This is a genomic window from Vibrio sp. L85 (genome assembly GCF_963871815.1).
Lineage (GTDB): Bacteria > Pseudomonadota > Gammaproteobacteria > Enterobacterales > Vibrionaceae > Vibrio > Vibrio harveyi.
The window spans coordinates 34674-53745 of sequence record NZ_CAWMYL010000243.1; the positions used below are offsets into that span (position 1 = coordinate 34674).

The 19072-nt window shown below is 44.3% G+C and carries 17 protein-coding genes and 1 tRNA gene; 8 read left to right on the top strand and 10 right to left on the bottom strand.

Annotated elements, in window-relative coordinates:
* Positions 1-124: 124 nt before the first annotated feature.
* Positions 125-1009: a D-hexose-6-phosphate mutarotase gene (locus AACR11_RS22970; protein WP_005452049.1), complete on the bottom strand. Its 885-nt coding sequence runs from the start codon at positions 1007-1009 to the stop codon at positions 125-127.
* A 154-nt stretch (positions 1010-1163) separates the two neighbouring features.
* A complete protein-coding gene (gap, locus tag AACR11_RS22975) occupies positions 1164-2159 on the bottom strand; it encodes a type I glyceraldehyde-3-phosphate dehydrogenase (RefSeq protein ID WP_005452046.1) in 996 nt (331 codons plus the stop codon).
* Between the two features lie 334 nt (positions 2160-2493).
* Between gap and msrB the strand changes: the two genes are divergently transcribed.
* Positions 2494-2907 (top strand): peptide-methionine (R)-S-oxide reductase MsrB, encoded by a 414-nt coding sequence (msrB, locus tag AACR11_RS22980; protein ID WP_005452043.1) that lies wholly within the window; start codon positions 2494-2496, stop codon positions 2905-2907.
* A 104-nt stretch (positions 2908-3011) separates the two neighbouring features.
* Here the strand turns inward: msrB and AACR11_RS22985 are convergent, their stop codons facing one another.
* Positions 3012-3833: a DUF2989 domain-containing protein gene (locus AACR11_RS22985; protein ID WP_005444635.1), complete on the bottom strand. Its 822-nt coding sequence runs from the start codon at positions 3831-3833 to the stop codon at positions 3012-3014.
* A gap of 101 nt (positions 3834-3934) precedes the next feature.
* Between AACR11_RS22985 and AACR11_RS22990 the strand changes: the two genes are divergently transcribed.
* Entirely contained in the window at positions 3935-4219 is a 285-nt protein-coding gene (locus AACR11_RS22990) for a YeaC family protein (protein ID WP_005444637.1), read from the top strand.
* A gap of 72 nt (positions 4220-4291) precedes the next feature.
* Here the strand turns inward: AACR11_RS22990 and ansA are convergent, their stop codons facing one another.
* Entirely contained in the window at positions 4292-5305 is a 1014-nt protein-coding gene (gene ansA, locus AACR11_RS22995) for an asparaginase (RefSeq protein WP_005444639.1), read from the bottom strand.
* A gap of 112 nt (positions 5306-5417) precedes the next feature.
* Positions 5418-7268 carry a signal peptide peptidase SppA gene (gene sppA, locus AACR11_RS23000; RefSeq protein WP_029790478.1) on the bottom strand — a complete coding sequence of 617 codons (1851 nt, stop codon included), beginning with the start codon at positions 7266-7268 and terminating at the stop codon, positions 5418-5420.
* 226 nt (positions 7269-7494) lie between these two features.
* Between sppA and AACR11_RS23005 the strand changes: the two genes are divergently transcribed.
* The 3 genes from AACR11_RS23005 to AACR11_RS23015 all read left to right on the top strand — a co-directional run bounded on the left by AACR11_RS23005 (position 7495) and on the right by AACR11_RS23015 (position 12287).
* Positions 7495-9507: an NADPH-dependent 2,4-dienoyl-CoA reductase gene (locus AACR11_RS23005; protein WP_009698533.1), complete on the top strand. Its 2013-nt coding sequence runs from the start codon at positions 7495-7497 to the stop codon at positions 9505-9507.
* A gap of 163 nt (positions 9508-9670) precedes the next feature.
* The gene (locus AACR11_RS23010) at positions 9671-10219 is read left to right on the top strand and encodes an NAD(P)H nitroreductase (RefSeq protein WP_005444644.1); all 549 of its coding nucleotides are present in this window, start codon (positions 9671-9673) and stop codon (positions 10217-10219) included.
* A 103-nt stretch (positions 10220-10322) separates the two neighbouring features.
* Positions 10323-12287 (top strand): DNA topoisomerase III, encoded by a 1965-nt coding sequence (locus tag AACR11_RS23015; RefSeq protein ID WP_029790477.1) that lies wholly within the window; start codon positions 10323-10325, stop codon positions 12285-12287.
* Positions 12288-12570: 283 nt separating this feature from the next.
* Here the strand turns inward: AACR11_RS23015 and AACR11_RS23020 are convergent, their stop codons facing one another.
* Complete coding sequence (locus AACR11_RS23020; RefSeq protein ID WP_005444646.1) at positions 12571-12777, bottom strand: hypothetical protein; 207 nt, start codon at positions 12775-12777, stop codon at positions 12571-12573.
* A 152-nt stretch (positions 12778-12929) separates the two neighbouring features.
* On the bottom strand, positions 12930-13619 hold the full coding sequence (locus AACR11_RS23025; RefSeq protein WP_029790475.1) for an SDR family oxidoreductase: 690 nt from the start codon (positions 13617-13619) through the stop codon (positions 12930-12932).
* Positions 13620-13900: 281 nt separating this feature from the next.
* Between AACR11_RS23025 and AACR11_RS23030 the strand changes: the two genes are divergently transcribed.
* Together AACR11_RS23030 and AACR11_RS23035 are read left to right on the top strand one after the other, a co-directional pair.
* Positions 13901-14824 carry a histone deacetylase family protein gene (locus AACR11_RS23030; RefSeq protein WP_029790474.1) on the top strand — a complete coding sequence of 308 codons (924 nt, stop codon included), beginning with the start codon at positions 13901-13903 and terminating at the stop codon, positions 14822-14824.
* A gap of 109 nt (positions 14825-14933) precedes the next feature.
* The gene (locus AACR11_RS23035) at positions 14934-15092 is read left to right on the top strand and encodes a hypothetical protein (RefSeq protein WP_005444649.1); all 159 of its coding nucleotides are present in this window, start codon (positions 14934-14936) and stop codon (positions 15090-15092) included.
* Between the two features lie 554 nt (positions 15093-15646).
* On the opposite strand, the gene AACR11_RS23040 is transcribed toward AACR11_RS23035, so the two are convergent.
* From AACR11_RS23040 to AACR11_RS23050, 3 genes are all read right to left on the bottom strand, one after another.
* Positions 15647-15737 (bottom strand) — tRNA-Ser (locus AACR11_RS23040).
* A 139-nt stretch (positions 15738-15876) separates the two neighbouring features.
* Positions 15877-17685, bottom strand: coding sequence for a DUF3413 domain-containing protein (locus AACR11_RS23045; protein WP_009698525.1), 1809 nt, complete (start codon positions 17683-17685; stop codon positions 15877-15879).
* A gap of 22 nt (positions 17686-17707) precedes the next feature.
* Entirely contained in the window at positions 17708-17935 is a 228-nt protein-coding gene (locus AACR11_RS23050; protein ID WP_005444651.1) for a YejL family protein, read from the bottom strand.
* Positions 17936-18020: 85 nt separating this feature from the next.
* Here AACR11_RS23050 and yejK point away from each other — a divergent pair, with 85 nt between their 5' ends.
* Positions 18021-19019 (top strand): nucleoid-associated protein YejK, encoded by a 999-nt coding sequence (yejK, locus tag AACR11_RS23055; RefSeq protein ID WP_005444652.1) that lies wholly within the window; start codon positions 18021-18023, stop codon positions 19017-19019.
* Positions 19020-19072 lie beyond the last annotated feature (53 nt).

Here is a 19072-nt window from a genome sequence, read left to right on the forward strand (position 1 = left end):
ACGGACCTTATTTAGACGAATGTGCTTTTGCTCCGATGCTTGTACTTTAAAGTATGGCACTGGCTACCCAAACCTTGTACCTGCTGGTGGTAAAAAGGTCGGTTGAACCGACCTTTGAGTAGTGTTAATGGGCAGAAATCACAGTAATAAGCTCGTGAGTCTCGCCTGGCTGCAAGGTTTTGCCTTGCTTGATACTTGGTGCATGTACCGTGGACTCAACACACAGCATGGTCTCGTAACCATTGTCTGCCATATCACCCATGCCTTGTGCGCCTGTAGCCCAAGGGTTCCACAATACCGCAGAGTTATGACCTTGGTTTTCTACACTTAGTGTGCGATTCAGTACCGCGTCTTTCACCAAGATTTGTGCTTCTGGTTGAGTGTAAACACGGTCAATCGTATCAGTCAGTTGAAGGACATCACCGCCTTGGCAGATTTCACCTTCTTTTAAGCTGTCGATGTATTCAGGTCCCATGCCTGTTGTTTGTGCTTGCTTGATATCACCAACGTTTAAGTAGGTATGCAGTGCACCAGAGAATGTCCACTCTGCATCATCGATGTTGGTGACTTTTAATGTCACTTTCAATTGGTCGCTGATTTCAACCATCAAGCGAGCATCAAACATGTGTGGCCAGATGTCGTGAGTTTCTTCAGTTGGGAATAGAGCGAGTTCAACGATCACGCCATTATCATTTTCGCGGTGTTCAACTAGTTCCCATTCCGCCGTGCGAGCAAAGCCATGAGCCGGTGCCGCAATGCGACCAAACCAAGGCCAACAGACAGGAATACCACCGCGAAGTGCTGCTTTACCATCAAAAATTGCTTTCTCACTCATCCAGATGAGGTCTTCTTTACCCGCTGGTGTAAATGACACAACGTGACCGCCATGTAGCGCGATGCCTGCCGTTGCTTTCTCATGAATAACGCGGACGACTTTAACCTGATCAACTTCAACGATAGTGACGTTGTCAGATAACACAGTGAGTGCTGGGAGAGTTTTTAAATCCATGTGTTATTTCCTATAGCTGGGGGAGAGCGTTGTCGATACTTGCAGAACAGATGTTATATCGATTTTATATTCTCTCAAATTCCAGATACAAAAAAGGCGACTCTAGAGCCGCCTTTTCTTTAACGAAGTTATTCGCTAATTGCTAACTGTCTAATTACTTAGAGATGTGAGCGATTAGGTCTAGAACTTTGTTTGAGTAACCGATTTCGTTGTCGTACCAAGATACAACTTTAACGAAGTTATCAGTTAGAGCGATACCAGCTTTAGCATCGAATACTGAAGTTTGAACTTCACCGATGAAGTCTTGAGAAACAACTTGGTCTTCAGTGTAGCCTAGTACGCCAGCTAGTTCGCCTTCAGAAGCTTCTTTCATTGCTGCACAGATAGCTTCGTAAGATGCGCCTTCTTTTAGGTTAACTGTTAGGTCAACTACAGAAACGTTAGCTGTTGGTACGCGGAAAGCCATACCAGTTAGTTTGCCATTTAGTTCTGGAAGAACAACGCCTACAGCTTTAGCAGCACCAGTTGATGATGGGATGATGTTTTGAGAAGCACCACGACCACCGCGCCAGTCTTTAGCAGAAGGACCGTCTACAGTTTTTTGAGTTGCTGTAGTAGCGTGAACTGTAGTCATAAGACCAGATTCGATACCGAACTTGTCGTTAAGAACTTTAGCGATAGGCGCTAGACAGTTAGTAGTACAAGAAGCGTTAGAAACGATGTCTTGACCAGCGTAAGTAGCGTGGTTAACGCCCATTACGAACATTGGAGTAGCGTCTTTTGAAGGACCAGTTAGAACAACTTTCTTCGCGCCAGCAGTGATGTGCTTACGTGCAGTCTCGTCAGTTAGGAAAAGACCAGTTGCTTCAGCTACTACGTCAACACCGATTGCGTCCCATTTTAGGTCTTCTGGGTTGCGTTCTGCAGTTACACGTACAGTTTTACCGTTAACGATTAGGTTACCGCCTTCAACTTCAACAGTACCGTTGAAACGGCCGTGAGTTGAGTCGTACTTAAGCATGTATGCCATGTAATCTACGTCGATAAGGTCGTTAATACCTACAACTTCGATGTCGTTGCGCTCTTGCGCTGCACGGAATACGAAACGACCGATACGGCCAAAACCGTTAATACCTACTTTGATAGTCATTATAGTTGCTCCACAACTTAATTTCTGATTAAAGATAACTGGTAGTAAAATTACAAAATCCAGTAAACATCTGCAACAGATAATCGGACTTAACTTGTTTAAAGTCAAAAAAAAGCGACGCTTTTTTTAACAATTCTTCGCAAATGCTCGTTTTTTAAACTTTTAACTGGTTATTCTACATTCCAGTTGGCGTAATATAACTTTCGAGATAAGAACTCGTATCAAATTAATTACACATGGTGTCCTGGTGAGAAAGTATGTGCTACAACTGTTACGAGAAGCAAGTTTTTTGCTAAAAAAGTCATTGCCAAAAATAAGAAATAAGGAACAGAAATTGGTAGAACAAAGCGGAAGAAAAGTAACGAAGTCCGATGAACAGTGGCGTGAGCAGCTTTCAGAGGAAGAGTTTCGCGTGTGTCGTGAGCATGGTACAGAGGCTCCGTTCAGCGGTAAATTGCTTCACAATAAAGACACAGGTGTGTATACCTGCACATGTTGTGATGCCCCTCTATTTATCTCCGATAACAAGTACGATTCAGGGTGTGGATGGCCAAGTTTTGATGCACCAATTAATGATACCGCGGTGCGCTATCTAAAAGATCTAAGTCACGGAATGGTTCGTACAGAGATCCGATGTGCGGCTTGTGACAGCCATTTAGGTCACGTTTTTGAAGATGGACCGCAAACAACAGGCGAACGCTATTGTGTAAACTCAGTGTCGTTAATTTTCAACAAATCCGACCAATAACGCCATTTTGGACTGAAAGAATGTTTCATCCTTTCAATTAATATAAGACAAACGATTACTCTACAAATAAAAAAACTCCCTATATGAATGGGAGTTTTTTTATTTTATAAATCGCTTGGAATCATCCTTGGTGAATAATTTCCTTTCTCTATTGCCTTAGATATTGATTTAGCAAGATCGTCTAATTGTTCATATTTCTCTGGCTGTGCAAAGTTGAACATGCGTTTTAACTGCTGCTCATCTGCAAGGGGAACATCGAAGCGTTTAGCCACCATTGCCCACAAGTACGCTTGTGCTTTGTTTCCCTGACCTTGGTTGATGCTTGCTAAGGATTTTAAAATCTCAGGGTTTAAGTTGTCCTCATTCGACATCGATAGTGAATTATGAAGTAATGTTAATGTCTTTTGCTGATCGCGGTTGGTATAGAACGTTGCCAAGGCGTATTGCATTTCTGCTGTATTCAGTTCTGGCGAACCTTCCATTTGTAAAAACTGTCGGCGAGCTTGTGTGTCACCTGTTTGCGACCATAAAAAATAGAGAGTGGCAGGGTCTTTTGTACCTTTGAGTTCATTCACAATGCGATCTAGTTCATCAATGCTGTGCACCAAGGCATCAAAGCGTTTACGTTTTAACGCACTTTGATCGATAGGCGTGATTTGCGAAGCGAGTTCTAGACACTTGCGGTACTCTGCCACCAAGCCATATTCGATCACTTGGTTGGCTTCGGTCGGGCTCTTGAGCAATTCAAAACGATGCCAGACAAGATTCGTTCGCGGAATTCGACATTGACCATCGTCCATATTTAACTTCTCGCAGCGAAGTTTGGGGTTGTTTTGACACAATTCTTCCGTTGTGACATTGCCTTCAAAGCAGCCAGTTAATGTTAGGCTGAAAAGGCTTGCTAGTAACCAGTATGTTCGTTTCATGGTTTTGCTTGTGATCCGTTACACCAATTCATTTTCAGGTTCTTGACTCTGTTTTCTATACCGTTATGTTCTGTAAATAGAATGTAATAAGAAGGTACATTATGGACGCAGAACAATTATTAGATGCGATAACTCCAGAAGTCTATGATCGATTGGTTTACGCAGTAGAAACAGGTAGATGGCCCGAGGGTACACCACTTTCTCAAGAGCAGCGAGACTCATGTATGCAAGCTGTGATGTTGTATCAATCAAAACATAATACTGAAGCTCAACATATGACGGTTGCCGCTGGTGGTGAAATCAGCTTTAAGTCCAAGCAAGAATTGAAAAAACAGTTTAAACAAGAAGAGAGTGACATCGTTCGAGTTAATCCAAACCTCAACTGATTCACCTTTTAGATGTAAAAAGCCCAATCATTTCGATTGGGCTTTTTCGTGTTCGGTGGAGTCATTAACGTGTTATAGACTCATTTCACCTCGAAGCACTTCTTGCATCTTCAGTTTGATCTCTTCATACGACAAGTTTTGGCTTAGAAGATAGTGAAGTTTCGCAAGTGCCGCTTCTGGTGTCATATCAAAGCCGCTGATCACGCCAGAATCTGCCAGGGCACAACCTGTTGCATAGCCGCCCATGTTCACTTTACCTGCCAAACATTGAGTCAGGTTTACGACGATCACTCCACGTTCTGAGGCTTCTTTTAAATGGCCAAGTAGCTCAGGGTTTTGTGGTGCGTTACCTACACCGAACGTCAACAGGATCATAGCGTTAACTGGTTGGCGTAGCGTGTTGCGGATTACTTCGTGTGAAATGCCAGGGTACATGGTGATCACACCAATTGGCTGTGGCGTGATGTTGTGTACTTTGAACTCACCTTCTGGTTTTGCACCAACCGTAACATTGTTACTGATTTGGATATTGATCCCTGCTTCCAAAAGCGGTGGCAGGTTAGGTGAAGTAAAGGCATTGAATCCATCTGCGTGAGATTTGGTACTACGGTTACCACGCATCAACTGGTTGTTGAAGAACAGTGTTACCTCGTTGATTGGGTAGTTGGCCGCAATGTGCAGGGCATTAAGGAGGTTTGCTTGTCCGTCTGAGCGTAGCTCAGCCAACGGAATCTGTGAGCCTGTCACGATAACGGGCTTACCTAAATTTTCCAACATGAAAGACAAGGCTGAAGCGGTGTATGCCATGGTGTCAGTACCATGCAAAATCACAAAACCATCATATTTTTCGTAGTTGTCACGGATGTCGTCTGCGATTTGCTGCCAGTCAGCAGGCGTCATATCTGAAGAGTCGATCAGTGGTTCGTACTCGTGGATAGTGTATTCCGGCATTTCTGGACGGTGGAACTCGGGCATACTGGCTAGTTGCTTTTCCATAAAGCCAGCCACAGGCACGTAGCCGTGATCCGATTTTTGCATACCGATGGTGCCACCGGTGTAAGCGATGTAGATATGTTTTCTAGTCATCGTTCTACTTTACTTCATGTAGGGGAACAGTGGCGGGGATTATAGCGAAATGAAACCTAATAAAAAGGGGCATCTCGCACAGAGACGCCCCTTTTTGGCTAAGCTAGGAAAGCTATTGCACTTGGCAGTTCAAACAGAACGCATATTGACCTTTTGGATCGTTAAAGCTTTGCAGCATGCTTGCGTCTTGCTCAAATTGTTGAGCGACAGGTTGAAGGCTCTTTGGTAAAAACGCAGTCGCGTCGATACCGAGAGATACTTTGACCTGATTCATAAACTCTTGGATCAGTTGTTCTGTTGGCGATAGTGGCTCTTCGACCCAGTAGATATCGTAGTTGTCGACTTCTGCTAATTTCGCAGCCAGTTCTACCGCATCATCGAAGTCACCCATTTGGTCCACCAAGCCGAATGACATTGCGTCTTGACCTGTCCAAACTCGACCTTGTGCCACTTTGTCGACGTCTTCCACAGACATATCACGGTTGGACCCCACCAGTGAAATAAAGCGCTTGTAACCGTGCTCAATGCCAAGCTGGAATGCTTGAGACGCACCTTCAGACAATCCCGTTGTGATACCGTCACCTGAGAATGGTGAAGTGCCTACACCATCGGTGCTGATACCAAGTTTAGCGAAGCCTTTTTCAAATGTAGTGATCACACTGAAGATACCAATTGAGCCTGTCAGCGTTGTTGGTTGAGCAACGATCTTGTCTGCGCTCATTGAGATCCAGTAACCACCTGAAGCAGCAAGGCTAGACATAGATACGACCACAGGTTTACCTGCTTCTTTAAGCGCTTCCACTTCATTACGGATCACTTCTGAAGCAAATGCACTACCGCCAGGGCTGTCCACTCGAAGTACGACTGCTTTTACCTTGTCGTCATTACGAGCTTGGCGTAGTAGGCTTGCAACCGTATCGCCACCAACAGTGCCACGTGGTTGCTGACCATCCATAATCGCACCGCTCGCGACGACAACAGCAATGTCATTTTCAGACGGCATTAAGTTAGGGCGCATGGTCGCTAGGTAATCGTAGTAACCAATTGCGTTGTAACTGTCCTTGCCATCACTACCAAATTCTTTTGCGAATAACTTTCGAACGTCTTGACGCGTTGCAAGTTCATCTACTAGACCCATTTTCACAGCAAGTTGTGCAAGATCACCATCAACGGATTTCATTTCAGCAAGGAGCTCATCCATTGTTGGGTTTAGTACTTTTGCATCAATGTTACGGTTAGTCGCAACGTCATCGACAAAGGCACTCCAAAGTTGCGTTATCCAGCGTGTTGCTGATTCTTTCGCTGCATCAGACATATCGTCACGGATGAAGGGCTCAATTGCGGATTTGTAGGTACCAACACGGAATACGTGTGTTGATACGTCTAGCTTCTCTAACAAGGTTTTGTAGTACATTGAGTAAGAGCTGTAACCCTTGATCAACACGCCACCATCAGGTGCTAGGAACACTTTATCTGCATAACTTGCCAGGTAGTATTGGCTCTGGTTGTAGAAGTCCCCGACGGCATAGACAGGCTTGCCTGACGTTTTAAATTCGTTCAACGCTTTGGCGATGTAGCGAAGCTTGGTCAGGTTGGTTTCCGGCATATCGCGTAAAGCTAGGACTAAGCCAGAAACTTTCGGATCGTCTTTGGCGTAACGAATGGTATCGACGATATCGAAGAGTACGTTTTCTTTCGGAATTTCGTTACCTAGGATTGAACCTGCGACGGAGTCCATCGGATTAACATAACGGCGCTGCTCAACGATAGGGCCAGAAAGGTTCATCACAAGAGCCGATTCTTTTTCAACAGTAGGCTGACCTTCACCAGTGTATGTAAAAGCAAAGTAAAAGACGGCAATCATCACTAGGAAGATCAAATTTGCCAGAGCAAGTCTGACAAAGGTAATGGCTTTCCATATTCCCTTAAATATCAGACCAATAAATTGGAAGATTTTTTTCATCTTGTCTCCATAACGAGATAGTCATTCCCTAATATTACAAAGTATGGGGTCTTATCTCTAAGATCTCAAAAGATAACAATTTTTTTAGCTTATCACGCTCATTCAACAATTGGCATAGTTTAGCGCGAGATTGACGTGTGTTGCAAAAATGTAAACGCTTGTTTGATTTTTTGGTTTTTGCAGCGTACTGTGGTCAGACCACAACAATAAAAATGGATGTTTAGTGATGTCTGCCATGTACCCAAATTTGTTAAAACCATTGGACTTAGGTTTTACACAGCTACGAAACCGCGTCTTGATGGGATCAATGCACACCGGTTTAGAAGAACACAAAGAAGGACTACAAAAGCTTGCGGCGTTCTATGAAGAGCGTGCGAAGGGCGGTGTAGGTCTTATCGTGACGGGTGGTTTTTCTCCAAACTTACGTGGTCGACTACACCCTTTGAGTGCTGAGTTTAGTAAGCCGAAACACGCTAAAGCACACCAGGTTGTGACAGAGGCCGTACATAAACATGGTGGCAAAATCGCTTTGCAAATTCTTCATGCCGGACGTTATGCGATGCACCCATTCGCGCAAAGTGCGTCGGGAATCAAAGCTCCGATCGCAAAATTTGCACCTAGTGAAATGAGCGAACGTCAGATCAAAAAGACCATCGACGCTTTTGCTAACAGTGCTGAATTGGCACAGCTTGCGGGTTACGATGGCGTGGAGCTGATGGGCTCTGAAGGTTATTTGATTAACCAGTTTTTATGTAAGCGCACCAACATGCGTTATGACGAGTGGGGCGGCAGCTACAAAAAACGCATGCGTTTCCCGGTTGAAATTGTCAAAGCGGTGCGCAAAGCGGTTGGTGAAAAGTTCATTATTATTTTCCGACTCTCTATGCTTGATTTGGTTGAGCAAGGCAGCACCTTTGATGATGTGATTGAACTGGCAAAGGCACTAGAAGAAGCGGGTGTAACCATCATCAATACGGGTATCGGTTGGCACGAGGCTCGTATCCCAACGATTGCGACTCAAGTTCCGCGAGGTGCGTTTACTTGGGTTACTGAAAAAGTCAAACCTCACGTTTCGGTTCCTATTATTACTTGTAACCGAATTAATACCCCTGACGAAGCTGAACGTATTCTCTCTTCTGGACACGCTGATATGGTATCAATGGCGCGACCTTTCTTAGCTGATCCTTACTTTGTCGCTAAGGCTGAACAAGAGAAGTCCCAATTGATTAATACTTGCATTGGTTGCAACCAAGCGTGTCTGGATAACGTATTTAAAGGCAAGCGAGCGAGCTGTTTGGTCAATCCGCTCGCCTGTTATGAAACAGAAATTGTCGTAGAACCCGCATTCAAGAAGAAAAACATTGCCGTTATTGGGGCGGGTCCTGCCGGTCTTGCGTGTGCTACTACATTGGCTGAGCGTGGACACAAAGTGGATCTGTTTGAGAAAAATGACCGCATTGGAGGGCAGTTCCGCTTAGCGATGCAAATCCCGGGCAAAGAAGAATTCCGTGAAACGATTCGTTACTTTGCAAATCGCATTGAGGAGACGGGCGTTAACCTTCACCTAGAAACAGAAGCTAACTATGACTTATTGACCGAATACGATGAAGTGGTGATGGCTTCGGGTGTAGAGCCTCGTAAAGTTAAAATTGATGGCATCGATAATCCAGAAAAAGTGATCGACTATCAAACACTCATTCGAGATAAAACTCCTGTAGGTGAGAAAGTTGCCATTGTTGGTGCTGGTGGTATTGGTGTCGATGTAGCCACCATGCTCACTGAACCAGTTGGTCAGACGTTGGATGATTGGCTACACGAATGGGGAATCGACAAAGAGATGTCTCAACCGGGCGGTTTATACCCTTATCCCGATGCTGTTAGTGATAAAGAAGTATGGGTTCTACAACGTCGTAAAGGTCGTGTCGGGAAAGGTCCGGGTAAAACTACGGGTTGGATTCATAAACGCACATTAGAGAAACGCGGTGTTCACTTATATGGTGGCGTGTCTTACGACAAGATAGATGATACTGGTTTGCACATTCATGTGAATGGCAAAGAACAATTGTTAGCTGCAGATAAAGTGGTGATTTGTGCCGGGCAAGAGTCGGTTCGTCCATTTGAAGACAAGTGGCACGAGCTTGGTGAAAAACTGCATATTATTGGCGGCGCAGATCATGCAGGAGAACTTGATGCGGTGCGCGCTATCCGTCAAGGCGTCAAACTTGCTGTAAAACTGTAGTTATCTGTGACGGATCTTTTTCATTCTTAACCTTTTGTGGCTGCGCCTTGTGCGCAGCTTTTTTTATGGTTTTAAACCCTATAAAACAGAGTGTTATTTGCCAAAGTGGATTATGCTAAAGTGAACGCGTAAAAATAATAACTCACCTAATAAGGACTTGTTCATGGAAGCTCTCGATCTTTTGCTCAACCGCCGTTCTATTGCCAAGTTGTCTGAGCCTGCACCAGAAGGGCAAGCTCTAGAAAATATCATTCGTGCAGGTCTGCGAGCGCCAGATCACGCAGGATTGACGCCTTGGCGTTTTGTTATTGCTCAAGGGGATGGTCTTAAAAAGTTGTCAGATATCCTTGTGAGAGCAGCAGAAGCTGAAAACAGCGAAGACGCGGTGATAGAAAAAGTGAAAAACGCGCCTTTTCGCGCGCCTATGGTTATCACTGTGATTGCTAAAGTGACAGAACACGAAAAAGTCCCAGAACTGGAACAATATCTGTCTGCAGGTTGTGCGGTGCAAGCGATGCAAATGGCGGCGGTTGCCCAAGGTTTCCAAGGCTTTTGGCGTTCAGGAAAGTGGATGTTCCATCCAGAAGTACATCAAGCGTTTGGTCTTGAAGGCAAAGACCAAATCGTAGGTTTCCTGTATTTAGGCACCCCTGGTTGTACGCCAATGAAAGTGCCAGAGCGTGAACTGTCTCAATTCGTTGAGTTTCAATAATCTAGAATCGTGACCTTATCACTGTTCATCTGTACAGTTTTTCTTGATTTGTTAGGGGGACATTAGATAATGTCCCCCTCATTGTTTTGATTTTCTGAACTTTATGTCTCGTCTGTTTATTGCTGAAAAACCAAGTCTAGGTCGCGCTATAGCGGCTGCGTTGCCAAATCCTCAAAAGAAAGATCAAGGCTTTATCCGCTGTGGAAACGGTGATGTCGTAACTTGGTGTATTGGTCACCTGTTAGAGCAAGTAGAACCTGACGCTTATGACGAACGGTATAAGAAATGGAATCTGGCTGATTTACCGATTGTTCCACAGCAATGGCAACTGAGACCGAGGAAGAGTGCCAGTAAACAACTCACAGTGATCCGTAAACTTCTCAAAGAGGCTACGGAGGTCATTCATGCAGGAGACCCTGATCGAGAAGGGCAACTGTTAGTGGATGAGGTTCTGGACTATTGCAAACTCTCCAAAACCAAAAAAGAAGCCACTCAACGATTGTTGATTTCGGACTTGAACTTGCCTGCAGTAAAACGAGCCTTAAGCTCGATGCGCAGTAACCGCGACTTTATTCCTCTTTCTGTTTCTGCTTTGGCGCGTTCTCGAGCCGATTGGCTTTACGGAATGAACATGTCGCGTGCTTACACTTTGCTGGGCCAAAAAGCGGGCTATCAAGGTGTTTTGTCAGTAGGGCGGGTGCAAACTCCAGTGTTAGGTCTGGTGGTGCGTCGTGACGAAGAAATCGAGAACTTTGTGCCGAAAGACTACTTCACGCTGCATGCTTTAATTCCATATCAAGATCAAAATGGTTCGTTTGATATACGTGCGCGTTGGAAACCTAGTGAGGCGTGTAAACCATGGCAAGACGAAGAGGGGCGTGTTCTGAGTAGAAAGCTCGTAGAGAACGTGGCGAATCGCATTGCCAATCAGCCCGCCAAAGTGACCGAGTCAGAACAAAAGCAAACCAAACAATCGGCTCCGCTTCCCTATTCACTATCTGCGTTACAAATCGATGCTGCTAAACGTTATGGGATGAGCGCACAACAAGTACTAGATACCTGTCAGGCTCTCTATGAAAAACATAAGTTGATCACTTACCCGCGTTCGGATTGTCGTTACTTGCCTATGGAGCATTACGCACAAGCGGGTTCTGTTACCTCTGCTATCTCCAACAATGCCAAAGAGCTACAAAGTGCGGTGCAAGGTGCGGATTTGTCAATTAAGTCCAAAGCGTGGAACGACAAAAAAGTTGATGCTCACCACGCAATCATCCCAACGCCTAAACAAGCAAATGTGAACGCGTTGTCAGGTAATGAGATGAAGGTGTATCAACTCATTGCACGTCAATATTTAATGCAATTCTATCCAGCTGCCGTTTACGCAGAAGCGAAGCTTGTATTTGATATCGCTGGTGGCACGTTTATCGCTAAAGGTCGCCAGTTGGTTTCTCAGGGATGGAAAGCACTCATGGGGAAAACGGACAAAGAGGACGAGGGCATCGATGCTGTACCGCCATTACAAGAAGGTACGGTACTGGCGTGTCGGGAAGGGGAAATTAAAGACCGTAAGACAGAACCTCCAAAGCATTTTACTGAAGCGACATTGCTGCAAGCGATGACTGGGATTGCGCGTTACGTAGCAGACAAAGAACTGAAGAAGATCTTACGCGATACAGACGGTTTGGGAACAGAAGCGACCAGAGCCGGAATTTTAGACACCTTGTTTAAGCGCCAACTTTTAACGCGTCAGGGAAAGTCGATTTTAAGCTCACCAGCAGGTCGTGGTTTGATCCATGCTTTGCCGATGGACTCGACTTATCCCGATATGACAGCACATTGGGAACACCAATTGCAGGGTATGGCAGAGCGAAATCAAGCTTATCAACCTTTTATGCAGGCGTTAGAGCAACGTATCGATGGTTTGATGGGCGAGGTGAAGTCCGGTCCTATTCCAGATTCTTTACGTCACCTTCCTAAGGTCGAGCGTCCTGCATTTAAACGCAAGAAGCGCAGCTATTCCAAAAAGAGCCCATCAAAGTCGAGTACAGGCAAACGTATACCCAAGTGACTTCAAGATGCAGGATTCAGAGCGTTGTCATTGATTCGAGAGTAAGGAAAACAACGCAGTTTAATAGCCAGCTCTTTCCAAGTTGTTTGACGCAGCCATTTGTTTGACTAAAAAAGCGAGTCAAAGATACGCTCCCAAAGGGCACTCTTTGCAAATATAAGGGTCTTGGCTTGTATACTTTGTTGCCGATTCTTGATTTAGACCCACTAAACAGAAAGTGTCTAAATAATCAATAAGCGAAGCGGCACCTGGATTGCCGCTTTTTATCATTTATGGATCGCTGCTAATCAAATAGCTCCCCATTACTTTGTATCGCACCGCGCACATCATCTTGCGTTAAAACACGCTTTCCTAAATCTTGTTTTACTTGTCGTCCCAAGTCGACAAGCGTGTCTCGGTTCGCTTGAGTTTGACGTTTACCTGCACTTCTCAAGCAGTAATTGAGTTCATGATCTTCACTGAAATTGACCAGATCTTTATCTGCAGCCATGGTTACTCTCCTTAGTGGTCGATATCCTCACTAAGTCTGGATAGGAATGAGTGAAATTCAAGTAAAGTGATGAGATAAAGAAGGGGGGGATAGAAAGATCACGACACGATTAGATTGTCGTGACCCAACTTTAAGCTATTGATTGCGAAAGATTACCAAGGAAGCATGGTTCCGTCGTAGTTGATGAACTGACCAGAGTTTTCCTGCGAGCTTTGCTCTATTACTTTTGCAAGACCTACTGCGGAGGTTTGAGTATCGATAAGGGCGTTTGGTCCGCCCATTGCTGTTTGTACCCAGCCAGGGTGTAGGGCGAGTACGGTAAAACCTTCACCTGTTAAATCATTACTTAAGCTTTTTACTACTGAGTTTAGTGCAGATTTAGAAGAGCGATAGATGTAACCTCCTCCAGAGGTATTTTCTGTCATGCTGCCAACTTTAGAAGAGATACATGCGATCTTCTTAGTTGTCCCTTTTTTCATTACAGGATAGAAGCTCTCGACAAGCTTTAAGGGCGCGATCGTATTTATCTCGAATACTTGACGCCATTCATCAACGTCTGTATTCCCAAAACCATAACCTTTCGGTCCGTAATACCCAGCATTGTTGATCAGCAGATCGATAGCAGGGAGTTGGTTAGCTAACTCAGTGACATCATTGTAATTTGTGACGTCTAACTCATGCAAAGTTAACGTGTCATAGTTTGATGCTAACGCTTGCAGATCTTTGCTTTCTGCTAGATTGCGACTGGTCGCATGTACGTGAGCACCTTGTTGTAAATACAGTGCTGTTAGGCTCAAACCTATGCCGCGATTTGCTCCGGTGATAAAGACTGTCTGACTCATGGGTGTGCCTATCTGTGTGATTCAATTAGGTGATATAGAAGTAAGATCATTGTGTTAGCTCAGAGCAATAAAATCAACCAGCCACCAAGCTCCAACCATCATTGACATGAAAAGCGATATCGCGCAAAAAGAGCCAAAGAAAGCGCCAAGGATCGTATATAACGTTTTGTTCATAATGAAAGGAAATTAACTGATATTGAAAATCATTATCAATTAATTTCCTTTTTAATCAACTCTTGGAGTTGGTACTATTTCACAATGATTGTTGAAAAGAATGTCTCATGTTGCCACTGATCTATCATCCCATCTACTCACAACTGGAACTGCCGGAAGGTCACCGTTATCCAATTATGAAGTACCAATACCTTTATCAAGCAGTGAAGGACAAGTTGGTTCAACAAGATTGGGGACAACATATCGAATTTTCCCAACCTCAACCGCTTAACGTGGATGAGATCAAGCTGGTTCATAGTGGGGAGTATGTGGACTTGCTTGTTAGTGGCGATATGCCGGCAGCTAAAATGCGTCGAATAGGATTTCCTTGGAGTGAGACCTTAGTCTCGCGGACGCTTATGTCGACAGCGGGCACCGTTTTGACTGCAGAAAAGGCATTAGAGCACGGTGTCGCGATTCACCTTAGCGGTGGCTACCATCATGCGCATAAAGATTTTGGAAGTGGTTTTTGTCTATTCAATGATTTGGTGATCGCGGCAAAACACATGCTGGAGACAGAGCACGTAGACAAAGTGCTTATTATTGATAGCGATGTGCACCACGGTGATGGTACTGCAACTTTATGTGCGGACGAGCTTGATATCATCACCCTGTCTTTCCATTGTGATAAGAACTTTCCCGCGAGGAAACCGGATTCAGATCTCGACGTTCCGTTGAGCCGAGGAACCAGTGACGATACTTTCTTAATGACGTTTAAAGAAGTGGTTGAAATGGCGCTCAACCTGCACCGCCCGGATATGGTTATCTATGATGCGGGTGTAGATATACATACCGACGATGAACTTGGTTATTTTGACGTATCCATGCAAGGGATATATGAACGAGACCGTTTCATAATGCAGTTGATGAAAGATAAAGGGGTTCCTGTTGCCGCTGTTGTTGGTGGTGGGTATCGAAGTAATCACTCAGATTTAGTACCCATTCACATGCAGCTTATCAATGCCGCAGAAAGCGTATATAAACCACGATAGTAGAACCAATGATTGTGAAAGGTGAGGCACTGATGTCTCACCTTTTTTATTGTGGCAAGCCTAAGACCTATACTTAAGGTGAGTATTGTCAAAAAAGAGGCGGCAGCGTATGGATTTTACGGAAAAGCTGCGTTTGCGGGAGAAAGCAATCGAAGACCTATATTTTGCAGAAGTTGATAAAAAGTTAATCGAAGCTTTGCATGAAAAGCAAAATCAAGAAGGGTTAACCAAGTCGCGGGAATGCGATGAAGACGACATCAATAATTAACGGGTTTTACACTTGATTGGGATGTTAAGATGGGAATCCTTTCCCTTTTTATTTTCCTAGCCTTTGACGTTGTCTAAGCAACAAATAGATGGATTTAGCACATGCCAGAAAGAGAGTCCTGTCATTTGCCGAGATAAATATTAGGCTAGCTGTAACCTTAGCAACAGTTATAAACACCTTATAATTCGCCTAATAATAAATGTAAGTCACTCTCAAGGTACACCTACACTTCAGGTTGTGGGCTTTTTTCTTATCAGTTGAGGAGTGATAAATGTTTGGAGTAGTGGCACTCTTTTTGATTCGCATCGCAACGAACATTTCTAAGAGTGGCTACGTATCGAGGTTGTACTCAACTAGGGATTTAGAAACCCCGTAATTCTCCGAGCGCTAAAACGATAAAAGCTCGTTGATTTCTCGACGAGCTTTTTAAATGTGGCTGAGTGCGGGGACGCCTAGTCCGGGGGGTGCGCTCAACTAGGGATTTAGAAATCCCGTAATTCTCCGAGCGCTAAAACGACGAAAGCCCGCTGATTTCTCAACGGGCTTTCTAAATGTGGCGGAGAGATAGGGATTTGAACCCTAGATACGCTATTAACGTATGCCGGTTTTCAAGACCGGTGCTTTCAACCACTCAGCCATCTCTCCGTTGTTGAGGCGCATAATATAAGGCTTTGAAAATCTTGTAAACCCTAAAATGAATCGTTTGGACGTTTAGTGCACGATTTTGTGTTGTTTGTGGAGAAAAGAATCAAAAAAGCTCTCCGGGTGGAGAGCTTTTGTTCAATTAATTGCTTTTAGAATAGAAGCGTTGAAGCTCTGTCAAACCTTGCATTAGAACAGGCAGTTTAGGCGATGTTTCGCGTAAACGCTTGTAATTGTCATCGTACAGCTTGTAGTTACCAAACTTATCGATAACGGTCGTTTGAGAGCCGGTGATCAGTGCTATTTCACGTGTATCGCCGGCTAAGATCCAACGACGGCGACTTTCATCAAACAAATTACGCCCGCTGCTGTAATCGTATGGGTTTGAAGATACGCCCAGCATGTCTTGCAACAGTGTCACTGACAAGTCTAAGTGGCTTGTACTGTGGGTAAATTCCGCTGGTAGCATACCTGGCCAATGGATAACCATAGGCACTTGCAGTTGATATTTGCTGTAGTTGCTGTTTGCGCCCCAACTGTTGGTATTGGTTTCGTTGAACTCGCTACCATGGTTTGAGGTAATAACCACAATCGTGTTTGCAAGCAGTTGCTTTTCTTCTAGGTCTGCGATGATCTTCGCAACTGTTTTATCAGCCGATTTTACCGCTTGCTCGTAAGCTTGCTTGAATCGCTCGCTAGCAGGGAGCTCTTCATTCGCTGCCATCGTTTCTGATTCGAAGTTATCAACGGTTGTCACTTCAATGAAGCTAAACCAAGGCTGCTGGGCTTGCTCTGTTAGCCATGTGTTCCACGCAGAAATAGATTGTGGATCGGTATGAGCTTGGCTTCCATCGAGTGAGTTTGCCAAGTTTAAGCCGCGGAAGATAACTTCAGAATACAAGTCTTCTTCAAAGCCATTGCCACTGAATAAACCAAAGCTATAGCCCTGATCTTTCAGTACATCTAGCATAACTGGTGCGCTACCTTGAGCTTTGATGCTACTTGCGTAGCTACTCGGTAAACCATAGAACAGACCAAATGCACCGTATGTATCATTGCTCGAACTGTAATGATTAACAAAGTTTTGATTGTCTTGTGCGAACTGGTACAAGCTCGGCATTTCGTCTTGGTTCAATGCGTCGGCACGTAAGTTGTTCACGCTGATCATCAGCACGTTTAACTTGTTAACACGACGATTGAATTCTAGCTTCTCTAGTGGGTAGCTTACTAAATCAATATTACCTTGGTTCTCAGCTAAGCGTTTTAGGTACTCTTCGCGGTCAAGAAGACCGTGTTTTTCCATAAAGCTCTTCGCTGTCATAGGGTATGACAGTGGGAAGTTAGAGCGTTGGCTGGTAATAGGATTGTAAAAGTAAGCATCAGCCCAGATGTAAACCAAATGGCTTGCGATGAAGCTTAAGAAGAACACGGCGGCCAATGGTCGACCAACGTGTTTATGAGAAAGTTTGCGCTGTTTACGCCATACCCATTCAGATAAAGCGAGTTGAACAAGGAAGATCAGCGGCATCACAACAAATAAATGTTGGAGATCTGAGCTGAGTGCGCTTTTGTCTTCGCTAAACAACAACTCCCAAACCACAGGGTTTAGGTGCAGATTAATTGATTGATACGCTTGAGTATCAATCAGCAGCACGGTTTGACCAACCGTAGCAAATATCACTGCCACCAAACGGAAGAGTTTCCTAGATGGCAGGACAAACGTCAGCGGAAATAGAACCAATAAGTACAGAGCAAAAACAAGAAAGCCAAAATGCCCCACCCACGAAACCGCCAAATAGAATTGACCCATCAGGGTTTCTGGCCAAGGCGATTGAACGATATAGCGTGTACCTATCAACATCGAAGCGACGATGTTGAAGAATGCAAACCAATGCCCCCAACCTACTAGTCGGGATACGCGTTCGCCGTATGAGTTTCCGCTGTCTACCATGTACTTGTTCTATTATCCGTTTTTAGTGTGATTTTGGCGCTTCAAGAGAAGACATCAGTGCCTGAGCAAATTTTTCAGCAATAACTTTGCGTTGTGAAGCAGCAACTTGTTGATTTAAGACATTGGTTGCGATATTTCCGGCAATCATTAGCGTCAACTCAGGAGAAGCAGCGTGTTTTTCAAGAACAGCACCCACTTCAGCAAGAATTTTCTCTACTTGTTCGTCAGTATATTTAGATGTAATCGGCATAAAGACTCTAATAATGATAGTAAAAGCGGCTTATGATAACCTACAATGCCTAACAACTTAAACCTTGTAGCAAGATAAAATCACTATGAGCCTTCATCTTTCAAACGTTATTCTGCATCAATTGTGCAAAAACGATCAGGACGAACTGGTTGTTAAACTTCGCCCGGCGTCGTTAGAAAACGATACCTCAACAGAAAACCTTGTCGCGGAACTGCATCGCGTATTCCATTCTAAAGCAGGAAAAGGCTTCGGCTCTTTCCAATCAGACAGCGAATTTCAGTTTTGGCTTCAAGAAATGCGCAAAGGAGAGAGAGATTTTTATGATTTCTCACAAATTAGTGCAAATCGCTTGAAAGAAGAGTTGATCAAGTACCCATTTGCTGACGAAGGTATCTTAGTCTTTGCTGAGTATCAGAGCTTGGCTACGGATTATTTATTTATTGGTATCTTACCAATGAACCAAAGCCTAAAAGTGACAGAAGGCTTAGATATCGATGCTACGGATTATTTAGACATCACTAAGATGGACATCGCGGCACGCATCGATCTATCGAGTTATGACACTGATCGTGATTCAAACCGTTACCTTTCTTACATCAAAGGTCGCGTAGGTCGTAAAGTGGCAGACTTCTTCTTGGATTTCTTGCAAGCGGATGTTGGTTTAGACACTAAACAGCAAAACCAAGTGCTGATGCAGGCGGTGGAAGATTTCTGTGCCGATTCTAAGTTAGAAAAGCAAGAAGCGAACGAATACAAAAAGCAGGTTTACAATTACTGTAACGAGCAAATTAAATCAGGCGACGAGGTGCAAATCTCTGAACTGTCTGGTGAGCTTCCTCCTAGCCAAGATGGTACTAGCTTTATGGATTTCACCAAAGAGCAAGGTTACGAGTTGGAAGAGTCATTCCCAGGCGACCGTTCTACAGTGCGTAAACTGACTAAGTACGTTGGTGCTGGTGGCGGCTTAAATATTAGCTTTGATAGCCTGTTGCTGGGTGAGCGTATTTTCTACGATCCAGAGACAGACACGCTTACGATTAAAGGCACACCGCCAAACTTGAAAGATCAGTTGAGCCGTAATTAATTGAAAGAAGAGAGCATTGTGCTCTCTTTTTTTATGTGAAGTGTGCACACTAA

Coding starts and splice junctions, on each gene's coding strand:
- AACR11_RS23035 (WP_005444649.1), top strand. CDS start 14,934: ATGGATTTTACGGAAAAGCTGCGTTTGCGGGAGAAAGCAATCGAAGAC.
- ansA (WP_005444639.1), bottom strand. CDS start 5,305: ATGACTAGAAAACATATCTACATCGCTTACACCGGTGGCACCATCGGT.
- AACR11_RS23050 (WP_005444651.1), bottom strand. CDS start 17,935: ATGCCGATTACATCTAAATATACTGACGAACAAGTAGAGAAAATTCTT.
- sppA (WP_029790478.1), bottom strand. CDS start 7,268: ATGAAAAAAATCTTCCAATTTATTGGTCTGATATTTAAGGGAATATGG.
- AACR11_RS23025 (WP_029790475.1), bottom strand. CDS start 13,619: ATGAGTCAGACAGTCTTTATCACCGGAGCAAATCGCGGCATAGGTTTG.
- AACR11_RS23005 (WP_009698533.1), top strand. CDS start 7,495: ATGTCTGCCATGTACCCAAATTTGTTAAAACCATTGGACTTAGGTTTT.
- AACR11_RS22970 (WP_005452049.1), bottom strand. CDS start 1,009: ATGGATTTAAAAACTCTCCCAGCACTCACTGTGTTATCTGACAACGTC.
- AACR11_RS23010 (WP_005444644.1), top strand. CDS start 9,671: ATGGAAGCTCTCGATCTTTTGCTCAACCGCCGTTCTATTGCCAAGTTG.
- AACR11_RS23020 (WP_005444646.1), bottom strand. CDS start 12,777: ATGGCTGCAGATAAAGATCTGGTCAATTTCAGTGAAGATCATGAACTC.
- AACR11_RS23045 (WP_009698525.1), bottom strand. CDS start 17,685: ATGGTAGACAGCGGAAACTCATACGGCGAACGCGTATCCCGACTAGTA.
- yejK (WP_005444652.1), top strand. CDS start 18,021: ATGAGCCTTCATCTTTCAAACGTTATTCTGCATCAATTGTGCAAAAAC.
- AACR11_RS22985 (WP_005444635.1), bottom strand. CDS start 3,833: ATGAAACGAACATACTGGTTACTAGCAAGCCTTTTCAGCCTAACATTA.
- gap (WP_005452046.1), bottom strand. CDS start 2,159: ATGACTATCAAAGTAGGTATTAACGGTTTTGGCCGTATCGGTCGTTTC.
- AACR11_RS22990 (WP_005444637.1), top strand. CDS start 3,935: ATGGACGCAGAACAATTATTAGATGCGATAACTCCAGAAGTCTATGAT.
- AACR11_RS23030 (WP_029790474.1), top strand. CDS start 13,901: ATGTTGCCACTGATCTATCATCCCATCTACTCACAACTGGAACTGCCG.
- AACR11_RS23015 (WP_029790477.1), top strand. CDS start 10,323: ATGTCTCGTCTGTTTATTGCTGAAAAACCAAGTCTAGGTCGCGCTATA.